This is a genomic window from Gordonia sp. LMA484, assembly GCF_058129505.1.
Genome location: NZ_CM176700.1, coordinates 4,001,777 through 4,026,246 on the forward strand (window position 1 = coordinate 4,001,777; position 24,470 = coordinate 4,026,246).

Sequence of the window (24,470 nt, forward strand, 5' to 3'; positions counted from 1 at the left end):
CCGGATGGTTCAGCGGTACTTCCCGAGTTCCAGCCGCGCGATCACGCCACGGTGCACCTCGTCGGGGCCGTCGGCCAGCCGCAACGACCGGGCGCCGACCCACGCGGCGGCCAGCGGGAAGTCATCGGTCAGCCCGGCACCGCCGTGCAGCTGGATCGCCAGGTCGATCACATCCAGCGCCATGTTCGGCACGTCGACCTTGATCTCGCTCACGGCGGAGAGGGCCTCGCGGCCGAGTCCCTGGTCGAGCAGCCACGCGGCATGCAGGACGAGTAGCCGCGATCGATTGATGGCGATCCGGGCATCGGCGATGCGTTCGCTGTTACCGCCCAGTTTCGCCAGCGGACGGCCGAACGCCGTCCGGTCCAGTGATCTGCGGACACCCAGTTCGAGCGCACGCTCGGCGAGGCCGATGGCGCGCATGCAGTGGTGAACGCGGCCGGGCCCCAGCCGGCCCTGCGCGATCTCGAAAGCACGTCCGGGGCCGAGGAGGATGTTCGACACGGGGACCCGGACGTCGTCGAAGGACACCTCGCCGTGCCCGAGCGGTTCGTCGAAATATCCCATGGTGGTGAGCATCCGGTCGATCCTCACCCCTGGCGTGTCCATCGGGACCAGCACCATGGTGTGCCGTGAATGCCGATCCGCGTCCGGGTTGGTGACGCCCATGAAGATCAGGATCTTGCAGTCGGGATTGCCGACGCCGGTGGAAAACCATTTCGTCCCGTTGACGACCACGTCGTCGCCGTCGGGGATCACGGTCGCGGCCATGTTGGTGGCGTCCGACGACGCCACCGCCGGCTCGGTCATGCAGAATGCGCTGCGGATCTCCCCGGTCAGCAACGGTTCCAGCCACCGGCTGCGTTGCTCGTCGGAGCCGTAGCGCAGCAGCACCTCCATGTTGCCGGTATCGGGGGCGTTGCAGTTGAAGACCAGCGGCGCGAGCATCGACGACCCCATCGCCTCCGCGACGGGCGCATAGTCGAGGTTGCTCAGGCCCGCACCGCCGTCGGTCCCGAAGTCCGCGGCGTAGCGCCCGGCATGTTCCTTGGGCAGGAACAGATTCCACAGTCCGGCCGCGCGTGCCTTGGTCTTGAGTTCGGCCAGAATCGGCGGCGGGGTCCACCGGTCCTCGCCGCGTTCATGGCGGCGTGCGATGTCGTGGTGGATGTCGGCCTCGACCGGAGTGAGTTCGTCGGCGATGAACGTGCGTACGCGTTCGGCGAGATCGGCCGAGCGGGCGGACGGGGCGAAATCCATACCCGACGTTAACGTGCGGATCTGCACGCGTGCGGTCGTTTGGCGGCTCTCACCGGCCAACGGGCTCCGACGTGGATGATGTTCGGCGCCTGGGCGCCCACCGCCGGCACAGCCAGGCGCATGCCGCGACCCAGGCGGCGCCGATCAGCCATCCGGCGACGACGTCGGTCGTCCAATGCACACCCAGGTAGACGCGTGTGCAGCCGATCGCGACAGCCCACATCGGCGCGATGACGAGGACCACCGGATGCGCCCGAACCCACGGGCTCACCCGGTAGGCGGCCACGGCCACCAGCCCGAAGACGATGGTGCTCATCATCGCGTGACCGGACGGAAACGAGTAGGTGTCGATGTCGAGTAACCGGTCGACAACCGGAGGACGCGGGCGGGCGATGACGTGCTTGAGGATCACCATCGCGGCGTACCCGGTCGCGTAGCCGAGCCCGACCATCACCGCCTCCGGATACCGCCGACGCGCGAGGAGACCGATCACCGCGACCAGCACTATCGTGCTGAGCACCAGGGTGTTGCCCGTCGCGGTGATGACCTGAGCGATCGAGGTGAGGACGTCGTCGCGGGCCCCGACCACGGCATCGGTGATCGCCCGGTCCAGCCCGTTCGGGCTCATCAGCACTGGTCGACGCCCTGACATCGCCGTGCCGCGCTGGGCCCCAAGTCATGCCCAAGCCGGCCACAAGTCATGGATTCCACCCTAACGGTCAGAAGCATCACGCCATTCGACCCAGAAGGAACCCCATGAAGACCACCTTGCTCTACCGGATCGGGCACGCGACCGCGGCCCATCCGATCCGCGCCCTCGTCGGCTTCGTGCTGGCGCTCGCCGTTCTGATCGGCATCTCGTCGGCCCTCGGCGGTGAGACCCGGGAGAACTGGGACGTCCCCGGGACCAGATCCCAGGACGGCATCGAACTGCTCCGCGATCACGTGCCCGGCGCCGGCAACGCATTTGCGAACGTCGTCGTCCACTCCGATCGGGGCGAGCTCGCGCCGTCGACGATCGCCGAACTCCGTGGTCGCCTCGACGAGATGCCGCACGTCGCATCGGTCAGCGGGCCACGCCAGAGCGCCGACAAGGACACCGCGGTGCTCTATGTCGGCTACGACGTCCCCGAAACCGACCCGGACCTGATGGGTGACGCCAGCGCACTGGAGGACGCGATCGCACCGATCCGTGCCGACGGCGTGCAGGTGGAGATGAACGGATCGCAGCCCGAGACGGCGGCAGCGCCGATCAAGGGTCACGCCGAGATCATCGGTATCACCTTGGCGCTGCTGATCATGGTCTTCGCGTTCGGCTCCGTGCTCGCCGCCGGCCTGCCGATCGCCTCGGCGATCGCCGGACTGATCGCCGGCTCCACAGGCGTCACGATTCTCGCCGCGTTCATCGACGTGAGCCCGTCGGCGCCGATGGTCGCCAGCATGGTCGGACTCGGCGTCGGGATCGACTATGCACTGCTTGTGGTCAGCCGCCACGTCGAGTACCTGCGCCGCGGCCACGACCCGGTCGAGGCCGCCGCACGATCGGTGGCGACAGCAGGACGATCGGCCGTCTTCGCCGCCACCACCGTGCTGGTGTCGCTGATGGGGCTGCGCCTCGCCGGGCTCGCGACCTACTCGTCGTTCGGGTTCGCGACCGCCATCGCGGTGATCGCTATGCTGGCGGCAACACTGGTCGTGGTGCCCGCGCTGTGCCGGCTCGCGGGTCGCCGGATCATTCCCCGCAAGGCCCGCAAGGCCGACCGGCCCGGTGCAATCGACACGAGCTCCCAGCCGGACCGCGTCCCGCTCACCGCTCGATGGGCCGCCCGCATCGGGGCCCGGCCCATTGTGGCGATCCTGATCGCGATGATCGTCATGATCGCCCTCGCGGCACCGGCCCTGGCGATGCGGACCTGGCCGCACGACTCGGGTGCCCAGTCCAGTGAACTGACCACACGCAAAGCGCACGACCTGCTCGCCACCGAGTTCGGCGCCGGCGCCAACGCCGAGGTCATGATCGTGGCACCGACCGATCAGGTCGACGCCGCGCAGCTGTCGAACGCCGTCTCGGCGGTCGGTCGACTGCCCGGAGTGGCGGCCGTCGCGCCGGTCACCGAATCCCCGGACGGAGCACTGGCCATGGTTCCGGTGACCATCGCCTACGACCCCGCCGATCCGTCGACGCCGGCCGTGCTCGACGACATCCGCGCCACCCTCCCCGGCGACGCGATCCTGACCGGCTACACCGCATATCTCGACGACATCTCCACCATGCTGGCCAAGCGGTTGTGGGTGGTGATCGGCTTCGTCGTCGCGGCGTCCGTGCTGTTGCTGACGGTGATCTTCCGGTCCGTCGTCATCCCCATCAAGGCCGCATTCATGAATCTGCTGTCGGTCGCCGCCGCCTTCGGTGTACTCACGATGGTGTTCCAGTGGGGCTGGGGCCTGTCGCTGCTCGGCGTGGATCATGCGGTCGCCGTGTCGAGTTGGGTGCCGATCCTCATCTTCGCCATCCTGTTCGGCCTGTCGATGGACTACGAGGTGTTCCTGCTATCCCGCATCCGGGAGGAATGGCTGGCCACCGGCGACGCCCGCGCCAGTGTGATCACCGGCCTCGCGAAGACCGGTCGGGTGATCACGACCGCTGCGGCGATCATGGTCGCGGTGTTCATCAGCTTCGCCACCGAGACCGACGTGATGCTCAAGATGCTCGGCCTCGGTATGGCGGTCGCGGTGTTCCTGGACGCCACCCTCATCCGGATGGTCCTGGTTCCGGCCACGATGTCGCTGCTCGGACGGTTCAACTGGTGGCTGCCGGCCTGGCTCGACCGGGTGCTGCCCGAGATCGGGATCGAGGGCGACGACGACACACCCGAGCCGGATGATTCGCCGGAACCCGAACGCGAATCGGAACCGGCCCTGGCCTGACCCCACCGGTCACCCCGCTGCAGCGTGGGAGAGGAGCGCGATCCGCCCTCTCCCACGCTGCAGCCGTGCCGGTTGGATTCCGTTGTTCTCACCCGGCCCCGTGCCGGCCACAAGTGCGCTCCAAGTCAGCCTCAAGCGCTCGGCGCGAACCTGATGAGGACAGATCCCCCCAACCTCGAGCTAGGAAATCAGATGACCGTCACCAACACCTCCACCGTCCCCACCACCGTCGAACAGGTCCGCCTGCCCGGACAGACCGCAGCCCCCGAAGGGCCGGTCGATCCGTTCATGATGTACCTGATGCACCACGCCTTCCGGCGCGATCTCGCCCAGTTCGCGCGGTCGGTGCCGCGCACCCCGGTCCCCGACTACGCGACCTGGCGCGCGCTGCAGGACCGCTGGGCACTGTTCCGCGAGACCCTGCACCACCATCACGAGGGCGAGGACGCCTGGTTGTGGCCGCTGCTCGCCTCGCGCTGCACGGAAGCCGAACGTGAGGTGCTCGACGCGATGGAGGCCGAGCACAGCCTGATCGACCCTCTCCTCGAGGCCTGTGACGAGGGCTTCGCGCAGATGTCGAACGCGGACGCCACGGCACGAGACATCCTCTCCTCGGTCCTGACCCGGACGCAGGAGCACTTGGCCGCCCATCTGGAACACGAGGAGACCGACGCGCTGGCCCTGGTGCAGAAGTATCTGAGTGCCGACGACTGGGCGGAGCTGGAGAAGAAGTTCGGCGAGGACAACACGTTCACCGACATGTTCCGCATCGCCCCCTGGGCCATCAAAGGGCTCGACGACGAGGCGCGCCAGGCGCTGAAGAGTCGCGTGCCGATGCCCGTCTTCCTGATCGCGAAGCTCGGGTCACGCCGTTTCGGCGCCGGCGAGCGCCGCGCGTTCCGCTACGATCCGGACGCCGCGATCTGAGGAGGGTTCGGCCCCCGGTGATCGAGTAGCCGCGAGCGGCAGCGAGACGGCGTATCGAGATCGACTCACCAGGCTTCGATACGGCCTCGGCTGGCGCCTCGACCTACTCAACCAGCGGTCGAGGTGCCGTCAGGGTGGTTGGGGACCATTCGGCACGACCGGGCCCGGCGCCGCAACGTCAGCGCGAGGCCAGCGATCGTCCGATCACGAGGCGTTGAATCTGGTTGGTGCCCTCGAAGATCTGGGTGATCTTGGCTTCGCGCATATAGCGCTCGACCCGGAAGTCGCGGGTGTAGCCGTAGCCGCCGAGCACCTGCACCGCATCCGTGGTGACCTTCATCGCCGCGTCGGTGGCAACGAGTTTGGCGGTCGCCGCCGCACGGGAGTAGGGCCGGCCGGCGTCGCGGCGCCGGGCGGCGTCCAGGTACGTCGCCCGCGCGGAATCCACCGCGGCCGCCATGTCGGCGAGCAGGAAGCATAATCCCTGATGGTCGATGATCTTGCGTCCGAACGCAGTTCGCTCCTGTGCATAGTCGACGGCAGCATCCAGGGCGGATTGGGCCAGCCCGGTGGCCACCGCGGCGATGCCCAGGCGTCCGGAGTCCAGCGCAGAGAAGGCGATCGTGAGGCCCTCACCGTCGGCGCCCAGCCGACGATCGGTGTCGATGAGTGCGTCGTCGTAGGTCGCCGAGGTGGTGGGCACCGCGTGCAGGCCCATCTTCTCCTCGGGTTTACCGAAGGTGAGGCCGTCGGTGTCGCGGGGAACCAGGAAGCAGCTCACCCCCTTCGACCCCTCGCCGGTCCGCGCGAAGAGGTTGTAGACGTCGGCGATGCCACCATGCGTGATCCAGGCCTTCGACCCATTGATCCGATAGCCGTCTTCAACGGCGACGGCCTTGCACGCGAGCGCGGCCGCATCCGACCCCGCCTGGGGCTCGGACAGGCTGTACGCGCCGACGAGCCGGCCGTTCAGCAGATCCGGCAGCCACCGTTGCTTCTGCTCGTCGGTACCGAAGTTGAACAGCGGATGGCAGGCGAGCCCATGCACGCTGACCGCGACGGCCACGGCAGCCCAGCGCGCACCGAGCTCCTCGAGCACCTGCAGATACACCTCGTAGGGCTGACCGCCGCCATCCCATTGGACCGGATATGGCAATCCGAGCAGTCCGGCCTCGCCCATCTCGGCGAACAGACCGTCAGGGTACTTCTCCGCCTTCTCGTACTCGTCGACGATCGGGGCCAGGCGCTTGTCCGCGAAATCCCTGGTAAGCGCGATGAGATCGTGGGCCTCATCGCTGGGTAGCAGTCGATCGACCGGCATGAAGGAACCTCCGAGGGATATGTATCAGTACTGAAGTACTTCTCACAGTACTATGGATCGCATGGGTGAGACCACCGGCTTCGGCACGCAACGTCGCGGGGATCTGTTCGACGGACTCCTCGCGCTCCTCCTCGCCGAGGGCTTCGCACATCTGGGTGTCGCCGAACTGGCGTCGCGCCTGCGGTGCTCCAAGTCGACGCTCTACACGCTGGCCGGCAGCAAGGAGCAACTCGTCGTCAAGACCGTCACGCACTTCTTCCGCGCCGCGACCGCTCAGGTCGAATCGGAGCTGGCCGGCGCTTCGACGGCGCGCGAGCGGGTGATCACCTATCTGGTCGCGGTCGGCGATGCGCTCACCCCGGCATCAGCGGCGTTCATGACCGATCTCCACGCCTTCGAGCCCACTCGTGCGCTCTACGAACAGAACACGGCAGCGGCGGCGCACCGGGTACAGGAGATCATCACCGACGGTGTCGCGACCGGAGAGTTCCGCGACGTCGACGCGGCGTTCGCCGCGGATCTCGCGGCATCGATGATGAGTCGCATCCAGCGGCGCGAGGTGGCCGCCATCACCGGCCTCGACGATGCCGCCGCCTACCGTCAGCTGGCGTCGATACTCACGACGGGGATCGACGCGGCAGGTGGGTGATCCCGCGGTCGTCCACCCACCACTGCACCACGACACCGCGATCCGTTCCGTTGCGGCGCACCCGAACCCACAGGTCGTCGTGCAATCGGATCTCACCATGTCCGACGTCGCGGCCCCACAGCGTGGCGAACAGGACCGCCTCGGTGCATGTCCATGTCGCCGGGTCGCCTTCGCCGCGCACCTGGGTCTGGAGTTCTTCACTCGCCGTCGCCAGGTCGAGAACGTCGGCGAGGACCAGCGCGTCGTCGGCGTCGGCGGCAGTGCCGCACACCGCCGTCTCGACGGGCCCGAGGACCTGGATCAGCCACGGCCGGTCGAGGACCAGGGCCCGTTCCACCGCTGCGCCCGATGCCGTCCGGACACGCTGCGGGACAGTGAGTTCCGTCGACTCGAAGACCTCACGCCGGACCGCCGCGACAACCGCCGCATGAACACTCGCCGCGACGCCCGGGCTGATCGCACGTGCGGGGTCTCCGAGATGGGCGAGCAGGGTGTCGGCATCCCCCGCGGTCTCGACCTCGATTCCGCCCAACGCGGCGGCCAGCAGGTCGGCGTGGGGATGATCGAGCACATCGCGCACACCCGCGACCGAGGTGTCCGACGGCGCGCGATACGAGCCCAGCCGGCGCCCATCGATCACCGCGTGGTGCCGCAACCACCAGGCCGTGTAGCCGGCGCGATCGGCCAGTAGCGGGGCGGTCGCGTCGTCGGTGACCAGCAGCGTCAGCGCCTCCGCCCAACGAGCCGGGTCCACCAGATCAAGATCACGAACGGCAGCAAGGGATTCCGGCGGTTCGACGAAAGTCTCCCACCACTGCTCCTCGTCGGGAAGATCGTGATCGGGACCGACCGGGAGATCGTCGACGACGGTGAGGAAACCCCAGCCGACCCCGATCCGGCGCAGCACGTCGGCACCGACCCGGGTGACGAGTTCAGCAGACACCACACCGAACGGGGCGTCGTCGACCAGGACGGCCGCGAGCGGACTGTCGGGGAGGAGCAGTTCGTCGGCGGCCCGGAGTTCCCCCTCCTCGTCCGGCACCGGCAAACCCGACAACCACTCCGGCGCCGACGCATCCGGGTCCGCCGCGAGCAGAGCGAACACCTCGACCGCCGTCACCTCGAGTTCCTCGTCGTCGGCCTCCTCCAGAAGCCGACGCAGAGCCGGCTCGGCCAGTGCATCCGACACGGAAATTGCTGCGGCGCCCAGCCGTTCGATCAACGCGTGCCGGGCGATCGGGTCCACGGTGGGAATCCAGCCGATCGTGGTGTCGATGCCGGCGGTGACGAACAGCCCACGGGCGCCGAAGTTCATCCGGCCGTCGGACCGCGGGATCGGCAGGGCGCCCAGCTCTTCCGCGTCGGCGGCGGTGGTGACCAACGGCGACAGCGCCGCGTACAGATCATGCCACCACGACATCTCGCGTTCGGTCCCGACGAGGCGTTCGGCGAGCTCGGCCAGTCCGATGGGGGTGACGCCGACGCTCTGCAGCCTGCCGATCAGACGACGTTCGGAGACGTCCGGATGCGCGAGATCGCCCATGAGCGGGGCCAACACGTCGGCCAACTCCGTGGTCAGATCCGCCACGACCACCGATCGGCTCGGGATGAGATCCCCACCCGACGCGCCCGGAAGCCATGCGGCGTCCCGTAAATGCTCGATGACCGCCTCGGTGAGGATCGCGTCGTCGCGGTTGCGGGTCCGCGCGGGAACAGGGATCAGCAACGGCCGCCCGGCGGGCGGGAGAGCGGCCATCAGTTCCGCATAACCCATTGCCGCCGAAGCAATGTCGGCGTCGGGGTGAAGGTGTCGACGATCCGGCGTCAACGGCACGTCGGTGATGCAGACGGCCGGCACGGACAGTTCGATGTCGGTGGGCGTCGGCGCGCGGAGCACACCGGCACGCAACGCACTGCGACGCTCGGCGAGGTGCCCGGCGCTGTCGACCTCGACCAACCAACGGGTCCCGCCACTGGCGGCCTGGACCCAGTGCATCGACTCGGTACCGTCCGACGCGACGGCGTGGATTGTGAGGTGTTGCGCGCGTTCGGCGTCCCCGACGTTCCGATCGATCGTGAATGTCGTGTCGGCGAACTCGATCTGGCCCAACCCGGCGAGTTCGAGGAGCAGATCCACCGCCTGCGCCCGCGCCGACGACACCATCGGCTCGGCGTCGATGTCATCGCGCAGATCCAGGACGATCTCGGTGTCGTACCCGGCCGCGGGGGCGGTGGCTGTGGGCCATCCCAGCCGGAGCAGAGGCGGTCGAGGTCCGTCGGGTCGATGTCGGGCGGCGGCGTCGGCGCCGATCTCCGCCACCACCTGTGCGGTCCGGGCGCGATCGAACAGCACCGAGCCGGTCGTCGACCGCACCTCCACACGGTCCGCGACGGTGGCGGCCGCGGTGAAACCGACGCCGAAGCGGCCCACACTCGATGCTCCGACGGAGTCGGATTTGGCCGAGACCCTCAGGGAGAGAAGTGAGCGCACGCCCTCGACAGACAGTGGCGCACCGGTGTTGGCGACGTGCAGCACCTGCCCGTCGGACCAGATGGCGACACGTCCGGGCGATCCGGCCATCGCGGCGGCGTCGGCAGCGTTGGCGACCAGTTCGGTGAAGAGCCGGTCCCGGTATCCGATGGTGACCAGATCCTGCTCGGCCACGGCGTCTTCGAGATATCGGGTGCGCGATGAGCGCCATCCGGACAATGTCGCGGCGCGAAGGTCGCCGAGTCCGAAGGGGTCGGGTTCGGACACGTGCGCGGTCTCGCTCAGGAGGTCGCTTCCCCGCCCGCGTTGGCGGTGACCCGGACGATCTCGAGAGCGCCGTCGTCGTAGGCGTCGTACGCGGGTGATCCGTCACCTTGTGGAGCGGTCATGTCGGAGTGGGCTCCGCAACCGTAGTCGGCGGCCACCACGTGCCCATCCGCCGAGTACTCGTTCGCGCACACACCGAACGCGGGCCGCAGTGCGCCGGCGAGCGGAAGGTAAAAGCCGCATGTCACGCAGTTGTGCAGCGCTGCGGCGGCCATCTCGCTGTTAGGGCCGAACTCTCCGTCGTGCCAGCGCTGGGCCGCGTCGTCGCGCCCTTCCGCACTGAGCAGGCGCCGACGTCCGAGGCCGAGGTCACCGGCGATCTGGCCGATGTCGTCGGGATCGAACTCGTCAGTGGGAATGTGGAACTCGTCGCCGGTGTCGATCTGATTCGGCACGAGCCGTGGATCGGTGGGCTCGGCGGCGAGCACATCGCCCGGAGACAGGTCGCCGGCGACCAGCCGCTCATTCCAGGGCACCCAGTTCGGCGCGAGCAGCGAACCCTCCCCCGGCAAAAGGACGATCTCGCTGACGGTGATCTCGTCGCTGCCCGGCGCACCGGCGAGCACGACGCACCACTGCCAGCCGCGGTACCCCGCGAGGTCCGCCTCGAAATAGTGGGCAACGGCCCATTCACCCTCAGGGGTGCTCTCCAGGTGCGTCCCGGGTCGCTGACCGTCCTCGACGAGCGCAGTGCGCGCGACGTCGATCGCGGTGAGCAGCCGGTCACCATCGAATGCAAGAGTCACCCATCAAGTGTGCAACACGACCGGGCGCCGGTGGCACCGACCCGCCCTTTTGCAGGTGGCGACCGTACCGAGAGCGAGTCGGTGCGATGAGGAACAATTGGCGGTGTGAACCGACCCAGTCCCCACTCCCCCCGCCGGGACAACGGTGGACCGTCGGCGCCCGACCCGTGGGCTCCGGGTCCCCGTGACCCGGGTCGCGATGCCACCGGAGGCGACGGCCGGCGTAGTCCCGCGCAGCATCCGGGAACGGCGAATTACCCGGCCGACCAGGGTCGTTCCGGACGGCCGACCGGACGGGGCACCTCGCGTGGACACGGCGACCACGCCTACCTGCCCCCGCGGACACACAACCCTCACCTGCCGCCGCTCGACGGCGAGCAGACGGATGACCAGCGACATCCGGCACCGGGCGACGCACCCACCGGGCGCGTCGGCGGCACCAGGAAGATGCCGTCGACCGCGCCCACCGACCCGTCGATGCCGAAGAAGATCACCGTCGCCCGGGTCGCCGCCATGCGCAGTCGCCAACTCACCGGCCGGGGCATCGGCAAGATCTATCAGGCGGCCACCGCCGACGGCGCCGACCGCTCGGGGCTGACGGCCCTGACCCTGCCGGTCATCGCGAACTTCGCCGTCGATGCCGCCATGGCCGTCGCGCTGGCCAACACGTTGTTCTTCGCCGCGGCGACCGGTGAGTCCAAGACCAACGTCGGCCTCTACCTCGCCCTGACGATCGCGCCCTTCGCCTTGATCGCTCCACTGATCGGGCCTTTGCTCGACCGCCTGCAACATGGCCGCCGGATCGCGATGGCCACGACCTTCGGCCTGCGGGTGGTGCTCGCGCTGCTCATCCTGGCGAACTCGTCATGGGATGGCGCGACACAGCAACTCCAGTACGACCCGTGGGTGCTCTACCCGTCGGCGCTGGGTCTGCTGGTGTTGTCGAAATCGTTCGGGGTGCTCAAGTCGGCCGTCACGCCACGGGTGGTGCCCCCGTCCATCGACCTGCCCCGGGTGAACTCACGCCTGACCACCTTCGGCCTGATCGGCGGCACCATCGTGGGTGGCGGTGTGGCAGCGTTCTTCGAACTGCTGCTGGCCAAGGTGCTGCCCATCCACATTCCGGGCGCGATGGCCTGGCTGGCGGTGATCGCCGCGGTCGGTGCGTACTTGTGCATGCGCATCCCGTCCTGGGTGGAGGTCACCGAGGGCGAGATCCCGACGACCCTGACCTACCACGGCGAGCGTGCGATGTCGCACGCCCCGGACCACGACTCGGGTGGTGGGAGCGGGCTCAAGGGGGCGCGCGAGACCGCCACCGCCCTCGCCCAGAAGATGCGCCAGCCCTTGGGCCGCAAGGTCGTCGCGGGGCTGTGGGGCAACGCGACCATCCGCATCCTGACCGGATTCCTCACGCTCTACATCGCGTTCTATGCCAAGGCCCAGCAGGATGTGCATTCCGACTGGACCCAGCTGGCGTTGCTCGGCGCCGTCGGCGCCGCGGCCGGCGCGGGCAACATGCTGGGCAACGGTCTGGGCACCCGCCTTGAGCTGAAGAATCCGCCGATGATCGTGGTGTGGTCCACCGCTGCGTGCTTCGTTGCCGCGGTCCTCGCGGCCATCTTCGGCAACATCATGATCGCCACGCTCGCCGCATTCGTCGCCTCCGGCACGAGCGCGATCGGCAAGGTGTGCCTGGACTCCTCGATCCAGGACGACCTGCCCGAGGAGTCGCGGGCGTCGGCGTTCGGCCGGTCCGAGACGGTGCTCCAACTCGGCTGGGTCTTCGGTGCCACGCTCGGTGTGGTGCTGCCGACCACGCTGTGGATAGGGTTCACCGTCGTCTCGGTGCTGCTGGGCATTGGGCTGGTGCAGACCGTGTTGACCAATCGCGGATCGTCGCTGGTGCCGGGTATCGGTGGACAACGCCCCGACTATGCCGAGCCGACGATCGCCATCCCCGCCCTCGGTGACACCGATCGCCTCCGCCGGCGCTCACACCGGTCACCGTCGGAGGCACCGACCCGCATGGCCCGCGCGCACCGCGAGGCTCCGCCGCAACCGCAGACCGATGACCGGGGTACCCCACCCACCAAACCCAATCGCACAGGACGGCCCTGAACGGTGAACGTGACCAGTGGAGAGAAGAAGGCGCTCGCCATCATCGCGGCGGTGATCGTCGCGTTCGTCGTTGTCGTCGGCGTGACGGTCGCGGTGCTGACCAAGGACCACTGGTCCGGGGACGGCTCAGACGACGATCCATATCTGCAGATCGCCGTCGGAGATCAGCTCGTCCGCGTCGACCCGACGCTGATGTGCACCGTGTTCCTCAAGGAGTGCGAGCCCTCGAATCCCGCCGACATCCGCGTCCAGCGGGTACCGGTCCCGGTCGGTGAATCCGCGGTTCTGTCGGTGTCCCAGGACATCGCCGAGTGGCCGTGGAATCTGGTGGTCCAGTACCTGACGCCGCAGGGACTCGAGGGCACGTCGGTACCGATGAGGTCGGGTTCCACCTATACGACGATGCTGCACTCCACCCCCGAGCGCATTCTGGTCAACATCGAGGTTCAGTTGCCGTCGGCCATCTCCGACAGTCAGACCCAGAATGTGATCGCCCGGGGCTATCTCGCCGCCGACACGGCCCCGGACAACCTTCGGTTACCGGGACCGCAGGACGGCTGAGACGTCGGCGAACCGAGCTCAGTGCTCGAGTTCGCGGGTGACCGCGCGCACCACCTCGGAGATCCGCTGCGAGGTCTTGCGATCGGGATAGCGCCCCTTGCGCAGTTCCGGCTGCACGGTGCCCTCGAGCAGCGTGATGAGGTCGGCCACCATGCCGTGCAGTTCATCCGGAGTGTGCCGCTTGACATCTTTACGCGCCGCCTCGCGGGTGTTCTTCGCGACGCTGGGCGCCGGCTCGAGCACAGCCACCTTCAAGGCCTGCGGTCCGCGACGGCCCGCAGCCATCCCGAACTCGACGCGCTGGCCCGGCTTGAGCGTCTCCACGCCCGCGGGCAACGCGGACGAGCGGACATAGACGTCCTCGCCGTTCTCCTGCGCGAGGAAGCCGAAGCCCTTTTCCGCGTCGTACCACTTCACCTTGCCGGTCGGCACTGTGCTCACCCTCATCTGTATTTCGGAAATCTGCATTTCGGACGTGTCATGACAAAAGCGCCCCTCACCTGATCAACAGCTGGCCCCATCGCGGGCCCGGCTCCACATCAGATGAGCAGAGGCGCCTATGAGCATTCAGTCTAGCCAACCGATCTGCGCCCGGTCACATGGAATACCCCACCAGCACCGCACCCAAAGGACCAGGCACCCTCCAGGCATCAGCGGTGTGATCTACCGTGGAAGCATGAAGCGCGGACCGTCCCCACGACTGCTGCAGGCAGCCGTGATCGTCTTCGCCGTCGGACTGGCGGCGATCGTGGCCCTGTTCGTGACGCCCATCGTCACCGACGGTGGCACGGCACCCACGGTCGTCTACGTGCTGACGATGTGCGCACCCCTCGGGTTCGTGTTGGGTCTCATCTTCGCCTTGCGGTCGGGCCGGAGGGTGCGGTGAGCATCGACGCTGCGCTCCCACTCGCCGGCGATCTCACGTCGGCGCAGGATTCCGCCACTCTCAAACGCGCGTACAGCTGCTTTCCGTCCGGCGTCGTCGCGGTCGCCTGCCATCTCGCCGGCCACAACGGGACCGCCGAACTGGCCGGGATGGCCGCGAGCGCCTTCACCACGGTCTCGCTCGATCCGCCGCTGGTGTCACTATGCGTGCAGAACAGCTCCACCACGTGGCCGCGGCTTCGGGAAGCCCCCGCAATCGGTGTCAGCGTGTTCGCCCGCGACCAATCCGCCCTCTGCCGTCAGCTCGCCGGTCCGAGCGAGACACGATTCGACGGCATCACGCCGTCGCGCACCGACGACGGAGCCGTGTTCATCCCGGACGCCGCCGCCGGCCTCTCCTGCTCGCTGTACAACGAGATCCCGGCGGGCGACCACACCCTGGTCCTGCTGCGCATCGAGGCCCTGCGTTGCGATCCCGACGTGGAGCCGCTCGTCTTCCATGCCAGTACGTTCCGATCGCTCGAAGCACTCAGGAACGGCTCATGACCATCGTCGCCCTCGGCCTGCCGACCACCCCGTCACCCGACCCCGGTGCGGTCGCCGACGCACCGACCAGCGGCCCGCTGCGGGACCGCTTCGGACGCATCGTGACCGACCTGCGGGTGTCGGTGACGGATCGATGCAATCTGCGGTGCACCTACTGCATGCCGGCCGAAGGGCTGCAGTGGTTGCCCACCGACGAAGTGCTCACGACCGCGGAACTGGAACGGGTGATCACCGTTGCGGTCCGCGACCTCGGTATCCGATCGATTCGCTTCACCGGTGGGGAACCGCTACTCCGACGCGATCTCGAGCAGCTGATCAGCACTGTCTCGGCGTTGCCCGCCCGGCCCGAGATCGCGATGACGACCAACGGACTCGGACTCGCCCGACGCATCGACGGTCTGGTGGCCGCCGGTCTGAACCGGGTGAATGTGTCGCTCGACACCGTGGACCGGGATCGGTTCGCCGAGATCACCCGCCGCGACCGCCTCGACAATGTCGTGATGGGAATGGCCGCGGCGCACCGCGCCGGCCTGCCCGTCAAGGTCAATGCGGTCCTCGCGGGCCACGAAGATCTCCCGCGGCTGCCCGATCTGCTGCTCTTCTGCCTCGAACACGGATATCAGCTGCGCATCATCGAGCAGATGCCCCTCGACGCCGACCATCAGTGGGACCGGTCGTCGATGGTGACCGCCGACGAGATCCTCGCGGCGCTGACATCGCGCTTCACCCTGCTCCCCGATCCTCGCCCCCGGGGCAGCGCCCCCGCCGCGACATGGCTGGTGGAGGGGTACGACGTCGACGGCGAGCCGGCACGGGTCGGCGTCATCGCTTCGGTCACGCGCCCCTTCTGCGGCGACTGCGATCGCACCCGGCTGACCGCCGACGGCGAGTTGCGGAACTGCCTGTTCGCCGAATCGGAGACGGACCTGCGTTCGCTTCTGCGCAGCGGACTTCCCGACGATGAGCTCGACGTCGCGATCGCCCAGCGATGGCGCGGCAACACGTGGGTCAAGAAGGCCGGCCACGGCGTCAACGATCCCGGATTCCACCAACCGACCCGGCCGATGTCGGCCATCGGGGGCTGACGACCCGTGCAACTCACCGTCCGATTCTTCGCTGCCGCGCGCGCGGCCGCCGGGACCGAATCCACGGTCGTCGAGCTCGACGCCGACGTCACTCTCGGCGAACTCGAGACTCTCCTGGCGTCCGGCGACGCCGATCTCGCGCGGGTCCTCGCCCGCTGCTCGTATCTGCGCGATTCGGTCGCACTCTGCGACCGCACCGCCCGACTGGGTCGCTGCGAAACCCTCGACGTGTTGCCGCCGTTTGCGGGTGGCTGAGACCACAATCCTGTTGTGACCTTCCTCACATAACGGATCGGTCACGAGAAGGACACAAGTCGACTATCGACCCGTGATCAGGCACGACGCCAAAACTGGGTCGAAAGCCCAACTCGGGCGCGGAAAATGGGCTTGCCAACAACGTGATTCGTGGTGCCAGACGTCGTAGTGTGACTGAACGACGCCCATGGGGGGTCACAAGCAAGTAACCAAATGCATACCGTCCCGGCGACCGCGCCGAACCTCGCTCCGCCGCCAGGGACGCCAGTACGACATCTAGGAGCGAGGACGGGGGACCCACCTCCCGAACAGAGATCCGGGCGTCAGACCGACGCCCTTGGGGTTAAGTCCCGGCGTGACGTTCACGTCGCGCCGAGACCGGGCACCTCTCGCCCGAACCCGACAGCTGACTTCGTAGGCGCGTGGAGAGAGGAAATACCAGCTATGTCCGGACGTCACCGCAAACCGTCGACCACCACGACCACCAAGACCTTCGCAAAGGTCGCCCTCACCGGCGCCGTCCTGGGCGGCGGTGCGGCACTACTGGGCACCGGCTCGGCGAACGCAGCCACCGACGCCGAGTGGAACCAGGTCGCCCAGTGTGAGTCGGGCGGCAACTGGGCCATCAACACCGGCAACGGCTACCAGGGCGGCCTGCAGTTCAGCCCGAGCACCTGGGCCGGACACGGCGGCACCCAGTTCGCGCCGAGCGCCGACCAGGCCACCCGCGAACAGCAGATCGTCGTCGCCGAGCGCGTTCTCGCCTCGCAGGGCAAGGGAGCATGGCCGGTCTGTGGCACGGGCCTGTCCGGCGCCACCCAGCGCACCGCTCCGGCCGTCCAGAAGCCGGCTCTGCCGCAGCTGCCCACCCTGCCTGCGCCGTTCAATTGGTCGACCACTCCTGAGGCCAAGACCACCAACGACGTGAAGACGCAGATCGACAAGGCGCTCGGCCAGGCCGTCGAGAACAACAAGATCAACCCCGAGGTCGAGAACCTGTGGAAGGCCGCCAAGCAGAGCGGCTACGAGCTCACCCCGGATCAGATCAAGCTGTTCAACCAGCACAAGGATCAGCTGCCCACTCCCTGAGCGCAGTAGCTGACACCAGCCCATACGGGCCCACAGTCGAAGGGCCCCGCACGATGGCCATGAGCCCGTGCGGGGCCCTTGTCCATTTCCGGGGTAGGCCGGAGATCCAGCGGAGGGGTGTTCCCCGATCCCTGAGGAACCCCGGAGCGCCAGCGGACGGGTGTTCCCCGATCCCTGAGGAACCCCGGAGCGCCAGCGGAGGGGTGTCACGAAGGGGCCCTTCGTGACGCATCCTCGCAGGCTCGGAGGCTCCTCAGGGACCGGGGTGGTAACGCCGGCTCGGAGGCTCCTCAGGGACCGGGGTGGTAACGCCGGCCAGGAGCTCCCTCAGGGACCGGTGGTAGCGCTCGGATGTTCTCAGGGTGGTAACGCCGGCCAGGAGCTTCCTCAGGGACCGGGTGGTAGCGCTCGGATGTTCTCAGGGACCGGGGTGGTGACGGCTCAAGACCGGGTGGTGAGGTCGGTCCCCGTGGGTCAGTTGACGTCGCCGGAGCGACGTCGCTCGCGCATCGGCAGGATCACCCAGATCACCACGAACACCAGCAGTGTGGTCGTGCCCGCGACCACCGCGGCCGCCGTGCCGAGCACGACGCTGAAGATCAGCGAGAGCACCCCTGTCATCGCCAGGCCGAGAAAGCCCAGCCCGATTAGCGCGAACACATGGGATCTGGCCACCAGATCGGCGACCGCGTGCTGGCGGAACAGCAATCGATGCAGCGCCACCGGCGCGATCAGCATCACTGCTGACAGCACCGAGAAGACCAGGCTGACAAGATAGACCAGCTGCTGTAAGTCGCTCAGTTCGGTGAACCGCTGCTGGAACGGGATCGTCAGCATGAGCCCGGTCAGGATCTGTACTCCGGTCTGCGCGACCCGCAGCTCCTGCAGCAGGCTCGCCCAGTTCCGATCGAGCTGTTGGGTCCGCGTCTCGTTGCGCTCCGGGTCACGGTCCGGTGTGGCACCGCCGTCGCCGGCGGTCATCAGGCAGACCCGACCCACTCATCGGTGCCGTCGGAGAAGAACTGGTGCTTCCACACCGGCAACCGCGCCTTCACCTCGTCGACCATGCGCGAGCAGGTCTCGAAGGCCGCCCGACGATGGTCGGCGGCAACGGCCACCACGAACGCCACGTCACCGATCGCGAGATCACCCACGCGGTGCGACACGGCTACGGCCCGCACTCCCTGCGCGGCGTCGATCACCTCCGCGACGACCTCCTCGAGCACCTGCTGAGCGGTCGGGTGCGCACTGTAGGACAGTCGGGTCACCGTGCGTCCGTCGTCGTGGTCGCGCACCGCCCCGGTGAACCCGACGATCGCGCCGGCCGCGCCATCGGCGGCCTCGGCGACCAGCGATTCGTGTTCGGCGACCCCGATCACGGTGTCGGAGAGGTGCGCTCGCGCGATAAGCGCACCAGAATTCGGACGGACCATCAATGATCACCTCCACGAATCTGATCCAACGCGTGAATCAGCACGCTGTCGAGCACGGACAAACCGTCACGTACCCCACCGACCGACCCCGGCAGGTTGACCACCAGCGTCGTGCCCGCCACTCCGGCCACACCGCGGGACAGCACCGCGGTCGGCACCTGCGGGAGTCCGGCCGACCGCACTGCGTCGGCGAGTCCCGGAATCTCGAAGTCGACCAGAGCCCGGGTTTCCTCGGGCGTCCGGTCGGTCGGCGTCAGTCCCGTTCCACCGGTGGTGATCACCACGTCGACCCCGGCGTATACCCCGGCGCGGATCGCGTCACCCACAGGTTTGCCGTCGGAGACGACGATGTGCTCCTCGACGACGAAACTTCGCGCCGTGAGCCACTCACTGATGACGGGGCCCGAGCGATCGGGGTACTCACCGCGGCTCGCCCGGGTCGACGCAACGACGATCCGCGCCACCCGAGACCCGGCGTTCGCCGACTCGTCACTCACGGCGCCACTCACTCACGATGCCACTCACTCACGGTGCCACGGCCCTGATTTGCCGCCGGTCTTCTCCAGCAGTCGGATGTTGTTCATCGATGCCCGGCGATCGACGGCCTTGACCATGTCGTGCAGGGTCAGCCCGGTCACCGCGACAGCGGTGAGCGCCTCCATCTCGACCCCCGTCTGACCACTGGTGCCGACCGTCGCGGTGACATCGATGTGGTCATCGCCGATCGCGAAATCGACCTCCACCGACGACAACGCCAGCTGATGACACAACGGGATGAGTTCATCGGTGCGCTTGGCGGCCATGATCCCGGCGATTCTGGCGGTGGCCAGGACATCACCTTTGGGGAGTTTGCGATCGCTGAGCAACGAGATCACCTCGGCGGTGGTCGAGAACGTGCCACCGGCCACCGCACGCCGCACGGTCGCAGCTTTGCCACCGACATCCACCATGCGCGCGGCGCCGGCCGAGTCGATATGACTCAGGCCAGTCTGATCCGGCCCGCTGGAACTCGGCCCGCTCGCTGCGCTCCCGGCGCCGCTGGAACTCGGCCCGCTCGCTGCGCTCCCGGCGCCGCTGGAACTCGGCCCGCTCGCTGCGCTCCCGGCGCCGCTGGAACTCGGCCCGCTCGCTGCGCTCCCGGCGCCGGTCGGACCCGAATGCTGCTCCTGCTCGGACACCCGCAGGTCAGCGGTTGATGACCGTCTTCGGCTGGACGTAGGGCAGCTCGTCGAGCGGCAGCGGGAACTCGACGTCCCCGAACGGCGACAGCGCGCCGGAGAGTCCGGCGGCGAACTCGGAGACCGCGTGAGCAGCGTCGCCGCCGTCCCCGTCCTTCGGCCAGCCGTTGTCGACATACTTCTTCTTCTCAGCCACGCGCTCATTGTGCCATGTGGCGTTCTCAGCCGTCCCGCCGAAGGCCATCGCCGGCGTGTGCTCCGAGCCTGCGCCGACGTACGACGATCGCCCGCTCAGTAGAATCGGCCGAATGAGTGCGGATGACCAGGATTTACGCCTGGCCGATGATCTGACGCTGCGCGATGACGACGCGCTCGTCGAGTTGCTCACCGCACGCCCCGATCTCGCCTCCCCGCCGCCCGCCGGCTCCGGGGTGCTGGCGTCGCGAGCGCTGTCGGCGGCCTCCTCGGCCCTGGCCGGCGAGAACCTGGACCTGCTCGCGGTGGCCGTCCTCGAGCAGGCCATCAGATCGAGCACCGAGGGCTCGGGCCGCATCCCCGCGCCAACCAGCGTCGACGCCATCGTCGCGAAACTCTCCGGCCGGGCGGAGCGTGCCGACATCATCGACCGGCTGCAGTTGCTGCGCAGCCGTGCGCTGCTCTGGGGACCCGATGACACGCTGTGGTCGGGAGCGCACGCGTCCGCGGCCCTGCCCTGGCGTGCCCACCACCTCACCGGTCCACTCGCTGAGAAGACCCCCGATGACCTGCGCGCGATGATCGACGGCCTCGACGAACGCCAGCGGGGTCTGCTCGAGACCCTGTCCCGTGGACCCGCGTTGGGCCGCAGCCGCGATGCCGCGCCCAATGCGGATCCCGAGCAGCCGGTCCCTCGGCTGATCGCCGCGGGGTTGCTCGCACGCATCGACGATCAGACTGTCGAGTTGCCACCGATGGTGGGCCAGATCCTGCGCGGCGAGCCCCCGTTGCGCACCGACGATCTACGCTCGCCGGCGCTGCACGAGGCGAAGGCGAAGGCACGCTTCTCCCGCGGCGCGCTCGAGGGCGCCGCCGGTGGCGAGGCACTCGAGCTGATCCGGCACACCACCACGCTGATCGGTGCGCTCGGGGCGACTCCCGCTGCCGTGCTGCGCAGCGGCGCGCTCGGCGTCCGCGAGCTACGCCGCCTGGCGAAAGTGACCGGGCTCGAGCAACAGCGCGTCTCCTTCATCGCCGAACTGCTCGCCTACCTGCGACTCATCGACGCCGGATTCCCGGACCCGCCGCCGCCGTCGGACACCGGCGAGCAGGCCTTCGCCCCCACCCCTGCGGCCGACAGCTGGATACACCAGCCACCGGAGCGCCAGTGGTGGGTGCTGCTCGGCGCCTGGCTGGAGATGCCGCGGCGGGCCTGGCAGGTGGGCGAACCCGACCGCGACGGCAACGCTCTGCCCGCACTGTCCGGAGACCTGCACGACGCGTACGCGCCAGTGCAACGTCGCGCCATCCTGGAGACCCTGGCCGAGGCGTCGCGTTCCGCCCCGGTGGACACGGACGCGCTCGTCGCCGCGCTGCACTGGCACCACCCTCGGCAGATCCGCCGCTTCTCGCGGCGCATTGTCGACGAAACATTAAGGGAAGCACGGGAACTCGGCGTCGTAGCGCATTCGTCGATCACCGCCGTCGGACGCGCCGCGATCGATGACAGCGTCGGGGACGAGGCAGAGGCGGCGATCCTCGCCGCGATGCGCACGGCGCTGCCCGAACCGGTGGACCACTTTCTCACGCAGGCCGATCTGACATTGACGGTTCCCGGGCCGATGACCCCGGAACTGGCCGAACAGGTTGACCTGGTCGCCGATCTCGAATCCGGCGGCGCGGCGTCGGTGTACCGGGTGTCCGAGAACAGTGTCCGGCGGGCGCTGGACGCGGGCCGCAGCAGCAGCGAACTCATCGGCATGTTCACCGCCCATTCCAGCACTCCGGTGCCGCAATCCCTGACCTATCTGATCGAGGACGTCGCGCGTAAGCACGGACAGCTTCGGGTGGGGGTCGCCTCCTCGTTCATCAGATGTGAGGACCCAACGACGTTGGCGGCGGTGTTGCGCAGCGATGCAGCTGATCACCTGGCGCTGCGGGCACTCGCACCCACGGTGGCGGTGTCACCGGCCGACATCCGCGATGTGATCGACCGCCTGCGGTCGGCCGGCTTCGCCCCGGCCGGCGAGGATTCGACCGGCACCTTGGTGGACCTGCGGGAACGCGGCAGCCGGGTCACCGTGGCCCGGCCACGTCGGCGGACGCAGCCTCGCCGGACTGCTCCGTCCGCGGAGCAGCTGCGCACGGTGATCTCGCGGATGCGCTCCCAGGACCGCGCCGCGTCGGCGCGACCGGCCTCGTCGTCGGCCTCGGCGGCGCCGGTGCGCGCCTCCGGCGGTGGCGAGTCGGCGACCGCGCTGATCCAGCTCGCGTTGCGGGTGAACCGCCGTCTGCGTGTGGACTACGTCGACGCACACGGTTCGGCGAGCCGTCATGTGGTCACCCCGCGCACCCTCGGCGCAGGTCAGCTGGTGGGCGTCGACGCCGGAACCGAGGAGGAGCAGTATTTCTCGCTGCACCGCATCACCAGCCTGGAGTTGATGGAGACCTGAGCGGACCGAGCCGTCGCGTCCTCGCGCGAGCCCGGCCCGATCTTCCCCTGACCTGCGACTCACGCGGTGTCGGCCTCCTCGGCGAGACCTGCACGACGGTCGTGGCCTGACAGGATTTGCTCCTATCTGGACAATGGACGGGGTGACCGATGGACCTTTGATCGTGCAATCCGACAAAACGCTGCTGCTCGAGGTGGATCACCCCGACGCGCCGGCGGCGCGTGCGGCGATAGCACCCTTCGCGGAGCTCGAGCGCGCGCCGGAACATGTGCACACCTATCGCGTGACGCCCCTGGCGTTGTGGAACGCCCGCGCGGCCGGTCACGACGCCGAACAGGTGGTCGATGCGCTGGTCACCTATTCGCGCTATGCCGTGCCGCAGCCGCTGCTGATGGATGTCGTCGACACCATGGGCCGGTTCGGCCGGCTGCAGCTCGTCAAGAATCCGGCACACGGACTGACCCTGGTCAGCTTCGACCGTGCGGTGCTCGAGGAGATCCTGCGGAACAAGAAGGTCGCGCCGATGCTCGGCGCCCGCCTCGACGACGACACCGTCGTCGTCCACCCGTCGGAGCGGGGCCGACTCAAGCAGGTCCTCCTGAAGGTCGGCTGGCCGGCCGAGGACCTCGCCGGCTATGTCGACGGCGAGAGGCATCCCATCGCCCTCGAGCAGAACGAGTGGCATCTGCGTGATTATCAGGAGATGGCCGCCGACTCCTTCTGGGCCGGCGGCTCCGGTGTTGTGGTGCTGCCGTGCGGCGCCGGTAAGACGATGGTCGGCGCGGCCGCGATGGCCAAGGCCGGCGCCACCACTCTGATCCTGGTGACGAACACGGTCGCGGGCCGGCAGTGGAAGCGCGAGTTGATCGCGCGGACCACGTTGACCGAGGAGGAGATCGGCGAATATTCCGGGGAGCGCAAGGAGATTCGGCCGGTCACCATCGCCACCTATCAGGTGATGACCCGCAAATCGAAGGGTGAGTACCGCAATCTGGACCTGTTCGACTCACGGGACTGGGGCCTGATCATCTACGACGAGGTGCACCTGCTGCCCGCGCCGGTGTTCCGGATGACCGCGGACCTGCAGTCGCGGCGCCGACTGGGTCTGACCGCCACGCTTGTCCGCGAGGACGGCCGGGAGGGTGACGTGTTCAGCCTCATCGGGCCCAAGCGCTACGACGCACCGTGGAAGGACATCGAGGCGCAGGGGTGGATCGCGCCCGCCGACTGCATCGAGGTCCGCGTCACGCTGACCGACGAGGAGCGCCTGCAGTATGCGGTCGCCGAGGCCGACGAGAAGTACAAGCTCTGTTCGACCGCGCACACGAAGGTGAACGTGGTGAAGTCGATCCTCGCGCGGCACAAGGATTCTCAGACCCTGGTGATCGGTGCGTATATCGACCAGCTCGAGGAGCTCGGACGTGAACTCGACGCCCCGGTGATCCAGGGCTCGACGAAGAACAAGGAGCGCGAGGCACTGTTCGATCGCTTCCGCTCCGGTGAGCTCCAGACGCTCGTGGTGTCGAAGGTGGCCAACTTCTCGATCGATCTCCCCGAGGCTTCCGTGGCGGTGCAGGTGTCCGGCACCTTCGGTTCGCGCCAGGAGGAGGCGCAGCGGCTGGGCCGGCTGTTGCGGCCGAAACGCGATGGTGGCCAGGCACATTTCTACTCGGTGGTCTCCCGCGACACCCTGGACGCCGACTATGCCGCCCACCGGCAGCGCTTCCTCGCCGAGCAGGGATACGCCTATCGCATCACCGACGCCGACGATCTGCTGGGCCCGACCATCGGCGAGGAGTCGCCCAGCTGATCCGCGTCAACCGTGGACTTGCCACATGCCGGCACGTCCAGGAAGTTCGCAGTTGACGCCGAGGCCATCTCCAGCATCGCGGAACACAGTTGAGTCGTCGGGGACACAACAGAACTCATCGAGAAAGCGATAGACATGACCTTCCGCAGAGACGCCGGCGTTGCCGCTCCCATCACTTCCCCGGGCAGCCCGACCTATCGTCGCCGGCGC

The 24,470-nt window shown here is 68.3% G+C and carries 23 protein-coding genes and 1 riboswitch; of the genes, 12 read left to right on the forward strand and 11 right to left on the reverse strand.

Annotated features, from left to right (window positions below; all coding sequences use genetic code 11):
- Positions 1-9 precede the first annotated feature (9 nt).
- Positions 10-1,260 carry an acyl-CoA dehydrogenase family protein gene (locus AC4AMJ_RS17675; protein ID WP_489913624.1) on the reverse strand — a complete coding sequence of 417 codons (1,251 nt, stop codon included), beginning with the start codon at positions 1,258-1,260 and terminating at the stop codon, positions 10-12.
- 49 nt (positions 1,261-1,309) lie between these two features.
- A complete protein-coding gene (locus AC4AMJ_RS17680) occupies positions 1,310-1,888 on the reverse strand; it encodes a phosphatase PAP2 family protein (RefSeq protein WP_489913626.1) in 579 nt (192 codons plus the stop codon).
- A 128-nt stretch (positions 1,889-2,016) separates the two neighbouring features.
- On the opposite strand from AC4AMJ_RS17680, the gene AC4AMJ_RS17685 reads away from it, so the two are divergent.
- Entirely contained in the window at positions 2,017-4,188 is a 2,172-nt protein-coding gene (locus AC4AMJ_RS17685; protein ID WP_489913628.1) for an MMPL family transporter, read from the forward strand.
- 192 nt (positions 4,189-4,380) lie between these two features.
- Entirely contained in the window at positions 4,381-5,115 is a 735-nt protein-coding gene (locus AC4AMJ_RS17690) for a hemerythrin domain-containing protein (protein WP_489913630.1), read from the forward strand.
- Positions 5,116-5,293: 178 nt separating this feature from the next.
- Here AC4AMJ_RS17690 and AC4AMJ_RS17695 read toward each other — a convergent pair whose 3' ends face one another.
- The gene (locus tag AC4AMJ_RS17695; protein WP_489913632.1) at positions 5,294-6,436 is read right to left on the reverse strand and encodes an acyl-CoA dehydrogenase family protein; all 1,143 of its coding nucleotides are present in this window, start codon (positions 6,434-6,436) and stop codon (positions 5,294-5,296) included.
- Positions 6,437-6,497: 61 nt separating this feature from the next.
- Here AC4AMJ_RS17695 and AC4AMJ_RS17700 point away from each other — a divergent pair, with 61 nt between their 5' ends.
- Entirely contained in the window at positions 6,498-7,085 is a 588-nt protein-coding gene (locus AC4AMJ_RS17700; RefSeq protein ID WP_489913634.1) for a TetR-type transcription factor C-terminal domain-containing protein, read from the forward strand.
- Here AC4AMJ_RS17700 and AC4AMJ_RS17705 read toward each other — a convergent pair.
- Both AC4AMJ_RS17705 and AC4AMJ_RS17710 read right to left on the reverse strand, forming a co-directional pair.
- Entirely contained in the window at positions 7,054-9,843 is a 2,790-nt protein-coding gene (locus AC4AMJ_RS17705; protein ID WP_489913636.1) for a sacsin N-terminal ATP-binding-like domain-containing protein, read from the reverse strand. The genes AC4AMJ_RS17700 and AC4AMJ_RS17705 overlap by 32 nt on opposite strands.
- A gap of 14 nt (positions 9,844-9,857) precedes the next feature.
- The gene (locus AC4AMJ_RS17710; protein ID WP_489913638.1) at positions 9,858-10,649 is read right to left on the reverse strand and encodes a DUF3027 domain-containing protein; all 792 of its coding nucleotides are present in this window, start codon (positions 10,647-10,649) and stop codon (positions 9,858-9,860) included.
- A 105-nt stretch (positions 10,650-10,754) separates the two neighbouring features.
- Here AC4AMJ_RS17710 and AC4AMJ_RS17715 point away from each other — a divergent pair, with 105 nt between their 5' ends.
- Positions 10,755-12,770 carry an MFS transporter gene (locus AC4AMJ_RS17715; protein WP_489913640.1) on the forward strand — a complete coding sequence of 672 codons (2,016 nt, stop codon included), beginning with the start codon at positions 10,755-10,757 and terminating at the stop codon, positions 12,768-12,770.
- Positions 12,771-12,779: 9 nt separating this feature from the next.
- The gene (locus tag AC4AMJ_RS17720) at positions 12,780-13,331 is read left to right on the forward strand and encodes a DUF2771 family protein (protein ID WP_489899717.1); all 552 of its coding nucleotides are present in this window, start codon (positions 12,780-12,782) and stop codon (positions 13,329-13,331) included.
- 18 nt (positions 13,332-13,349) lie between these two features.
- Here AC4AMJ_RS17720 and AC4AMJ_RS17725 read toward each other — a convergent pair whose 3' ends face one another.
- On the reverse strand, positions 13,350-13,763 hold the full coding sequence (locus AC4AMJ_RS17725; RefSeq protein WP_489900773.1) for a cold-shock protein: 414 nt from the start codon (positions 13,761-13,763) through the stop codon (positions 13,350-13,352).
- Positions 13,764-14,007: 244 nt separating this feature from the next.
- Here AC4AMJ_RS17725 and AC4AMJ_RS17730 point away from each other — a divergent pair, with 244 nt between their 5' ends.
- The 5 genes from AC4AMJ_RS17730 (at position 14,008) to AC4AMJ_RS17750 (ending at position 17,191) form a co-directional block, all read left to right on the forward strand.
- Complete coding sequence (locus AC4AMJ_RS17730; RefSeq protein WP_489899716.1) at positions 14,008-14,217, forward strand: hypothetical protein; 210 nt, start codon at positions 14,008-14,010, stop codon at positions 14,215-14,217.
- 2 nt (positions 14,218-14,219) lie between these two features.
- The gene (locus AC4AMJ_RS17735) at positions 14,220-14,762 is read left to right on the forward strand and encodes a flavin reductase family protein (protein WP_489918459.1); all 543 of its coding nucleotides are present in this window, start codon (positions 14,220-14,222) and stop codon (positions 14,760-14,762) included.
- Positions 14,759-15,847, forward strand: a complete 1,089-nt coding sequence (gene moaA / locus AC4AMJ_RS17740; RefSeq protein ID WP_489913642.1) for a GTP 3',8-cyclase MoaA — start codon at positions 14,759-14,761, stop codon at positions 15,845-15,847. The genes AC4AMJ_RS17735 and moaA overlap by 4 nt, the downstream gene beginning before the upstream one ends.
- A gap of 6 nt (positions 15,848-15,853) precedes the next feature.
- On the forward strand, positions 15,854-16,102 hold the full coding sequence (locus tag AC4AMJ_RS17745) for a MoaD/ThiS family protein (RefSeq protein WP_489913643.1): 249 nt from the start codon (positions 15,854-15,856) through the stop codon (positions 16,100-16,102).
- 252 nt (positions 16,103-16,354) lie between these two features.
- A riboswitch (cyclic di-AMP (ydaO/yuaA leader) is annotated at positions 16,355-16,539 on the forward strand.
- 7 nt (positions 16,540-16,546) lie between these two features.
- Complete coding sequence (locus AC4AMJ_RS17750; RefSeq protein WP_489913645.1) at positions 16,547-17,191, forward strand: transglycosylase family protein; 645 nt, start codon at positions 16,547-16,549, stop codon at positions 17,189-17,191.
- 474 nt (positions 17,192-17,665) lie between these two features.
- On the opposite strand, the gene AC4AMJ_RS17755 is transcribed toward AC4AMJ_RS17750, so the two are convergent.
- The 5 genes from AC4AMJ_RS17755 to AC4AMJ_RS17775 all read right to left on the reverse strand — a co-directional run bounded on the left by AC4AMJ_RS17755 (position 17,666) and on the right by AC4AMJ_RS17775 (position 20,046).
- Positions 17,666-18,172 (reverse strand): DUF6328 family protein, encoded by a 507-nt coding sequence (locus AC4AMJ_RS17755; protein ID WP_489913647.1) that lies wholly within the window; start codon positions 18,170-18,172, stop codon positions 17,666-17,668.
- On the reverse strand, positions 18,172-18,624 hold the full coding sequence (locus AC4AMJ_RS17760) for a molybdenum cofactor biosynthesis protein MoaE (RefSeq protein ID WP_489899711.1): 453 nt from the start codon (positions 18,622-18,624) through the stop codon (positions 18,172-18,174). Before AC4AMJ_RS17760 ends, AC4AMJ_RS17755 begins: the two co-directional genes overlap by 1 nt.
- Positions 18,624-19,121, reverse strand: coding sequence for a MogA/MoaB family molybdenum cofactor biosynthesis protein (locus AC4AMJ_RS17765; RefSeq protein WP_489899710.1), 498 nt, complete (start codon positions 19,119-19,121; stop codon positions 18,624-18,626). The genes AC4AMJ_RS17760 and AC4AMJ_RS17765 overlap by 1 nt, the downstream gene beginning before the upstream one ends.
- 24 nt (positions 19,122-19,145) lie before the next feature.
- A complete protein-coding gene (gene moaC, locus AC4AMJ_RS17770) occupies positions 19,146-19,607 on the reverse strand; it encodes a cyclic pyranopterin monophosphate synthase MoaC (protein WP_489900771.1) in 462 nt (153 codons plus the stop codon).
- 202 nt (positions 19,608-19,809) lie between these two features.
- A complete protein-coding gene (locus AC4AMJ_RS17775) occupies positions 19,810-20,046 on the reverse strand; it encodes a hypothetical protein (protein ID WP_489899709.1) in 237 nt (78 codons plus the stop codon).
- 64 nt (positions 20,047-20,110) lie between these two features.
- On the opposite strand from AC4AMJ_RS17775, the gene AC4AMJ_RS17780 reads away from it, so the two are divergent.
- Positions 20,111-22,450 carry a helicase-associated domain-containing protein gene (locus AC4AMJ_RS17780; protein WP_489913649.1) on the forward strand — a complete coding sequence of 780 codons (2,340 nt, stop codon included), beginning with the start codon at positions 20,111-20,113 and terminating at the stop codon, positions 22,448-22,450.
- Between the two features lie 142 nt (positions 22,451-22,592).
- Positions 22,593-24,260 (forward strand): DNA repair helicase XPB, encoded by a 1,668-nt coding sequence (locus tag AC4AMJ_RS17785; protein ID WP_489913651.1) that lies wholly within the window; start codon positions 22,593-22,595, stop codon positions 24,258-24,260.
- The last annotated feature ends 210 nt before the right edge of the window (positions 24,261-24,470 follow it).